Origin of the sequence: Arthrobacter sp. H14, assembly GCF_000520495.1 — a bacterium.
Taxonomy (GTDB): Bacteria; Actinomycetota; Actinomycetes; order Actinomycetales; family Micrococcaceae; genus Arthrobacter_C.
In genome coordinates this window covers 26,268-28,238 of the sequence record NZ_KI914678.1, presented here as the reverse complement: position 1 = coordinate 28,238, position 1,971 = coordinate 26,268, and the positions used below count along the sequence as shown (strand labels likewise).

2 protein-coding genes are annotated in these 1,971 nt (G+C 62.7%); one reads left to right on the top strand and one right to left on the bottom strand.

What is annotated here, in order from left to right; all coding sequences use genetic code 11:
- On the top strand, positions 1 to 874 hold an 874-nt coding region (locus Y707_RS27185), incomplete at its 5' end, for an S-layer homology domain-containing protein (RefSeq protein ID WP_035782397.1).
- Between the two features lie 192 nt (positions 875 to 1,066).
- On the opposite strand, the gene Y707_RS27180 is transcribed toward Y707_RS27185, so the two are convergent.
- A partial coding sequence (locus tag Y707_RS27180; protein ID WP_035782395.1) for a glutamate--cysteine ligase occupies positions 1,067 to 1,971 on the bottom strand: 905 nt, incomplete at its 5' end.

The window sequence follows — 1,971 nt, the reverse complement described above, 5'->3', positions numbered from 1 at the left end:
GCTGGGAAACATGTGCTACGACATGGGTGAGGATGAGCTCGTCGACTGGATTGACGATTTCTCCGACACGGTCAAATCCCTGACAGACCGTAAGCCGGCGATCTACACCTCCTACGCGTGGTGGACCACCTGCACCGGCAATTCGACGGCCTTCAGCGACCATGACCTGCATGCTGCCGCCTACCCCTACCCGGGTTATGAGGACGGCTTCGATGTCTACATGTATGGCGGCTGGGAAAACTACACCCTATGGCAGTACTCCTCCACGGGCCCGTTCGCCGGAGACTCCAACCAATTCCACGGCACCTATAGTGAACTGCGGCAGTTCGCCACCAACGGCTTCGCCGACGTCACTACGGCGACAAAATTTTACCCGGAGATCATGTGGGCGGACCGCCACAACATCACCAACGGGTGGCCAGATGGAACATTCCGTCCCTATACGCCGATCAACCGCGATGCCATGGCCGCGTTTCTGTACCGGATGGCGGGCAAACCCCCCTTCACACCGCCGGCGGCCTCACCGTTTACCGACTACCCTTCGGGGAGCAAGTTCTACAAGGAAGTCACCTGGCTCGAAAGCACCGGCATCACCAATGGCTGGCCCGACGGCACCTTCCGGCCGCTCGAACCGATCAACCGTGAAGCGATGGCGGCGTTCCTCTACCGGATGGCAGGTGAGCCGGCGTTCGCTGCACCACAAACCTCGCCCTTTACCGACTACCCCGGCGGGAGTAAGTTCTACAAGGAGGTGACCTGGCTCGAATCCGCCGGCATCACCACCGGATACGACGACGGCACCTACCGTCCCTATAAGCCCGTCAACCGTGACGCCATGGCCGCCTTCCTATACCGCTACAGCACAAAATTCTAGACAGGTTTTCCGTAAGACTCTTTCTGTCCAGGCGGGCGCGCTACGCCGCAAGGGAAATGAGTGATTCGCCGTTCCTGGATGAACAGGATGGTGGTGATCAGAATGAGGATTCGGCGCAGGGGCGAATGGCCATGAGCGCCGTTTGAATCACTGGTTGACGCGGCCCGCAATGGGCGGGCAAAACTGTTCGTTCTATCTTCGGTTCAGCCTGCTCTGGCCGGTGTTGGTGATGGAAATGGCGTCGATCACGACGTCGGAGAGCCGCCCTCTGCGTTGAAATACGGCGCGTTGACGCCGCGAACCTGTTCCGTCGGCGAGCACCTGAGCGAGGAGGGCTTCCACGGTGGCCTCATCGCCGGCCTCAATCAGGGCCGGGCGCACATGCTCCAGTAGTGCGGTGATGACATCGCCGGCGGCGTGGGGCCGGTTGTCCAGGGGGTGCAGCAGGTCCGACTCGATGCCCCATCTGCTGGCCTGCCAGCCGGCCAGACGCAACACGGCCACGGAAACCGGCTGTGGCGGTTCGCCGGCGCACCATTGGCGGGAGGCGGTTTCGACGAGGGCGCGTACCAGTGCGGCCAGCAAAACGGTGGTGTCAGCGTCGAGGCAGACGTCGGCAACCCGGATTTCGACGGTGGGGTGGTCCCGGGAGAGGCGGGCATCAAAGTACATCATCGCTTCATCAAGCGGGACACCGGTGGCCAGCAGGGCTTGGACGTGTCCGTGATACCCCTGAGCGGAGCCGAAGATGTCATGGGGGCCGGTCGTGGGGATCCGCCCCCACGCTTGGGACCGGAAGCTGGCATAACCGGTATCCGTCCCGTTCCAGAAAGGCGAGTTCGCGGTCAATGCCGTTAAAACCGGCAACCAGGTCCTGATGCGGTCCAGCACCGCCACGCCTTCCTCATCAGAATCGACTGAGACGTGCACATGGCAGCCGCAGGTCAACTGCTCCCGGGTGGTAATGCTGAATCGGTCGAGGATCATCTCATAACGGGGTTGCGGGGTGGTGTGGGGGACGACCGGTACAGGTGAGGTGGCCAGGGCGGCCACCCGGGCCCCTGCCGCGCGGGCGGCCGAGTCGGCACTGGCCCGGC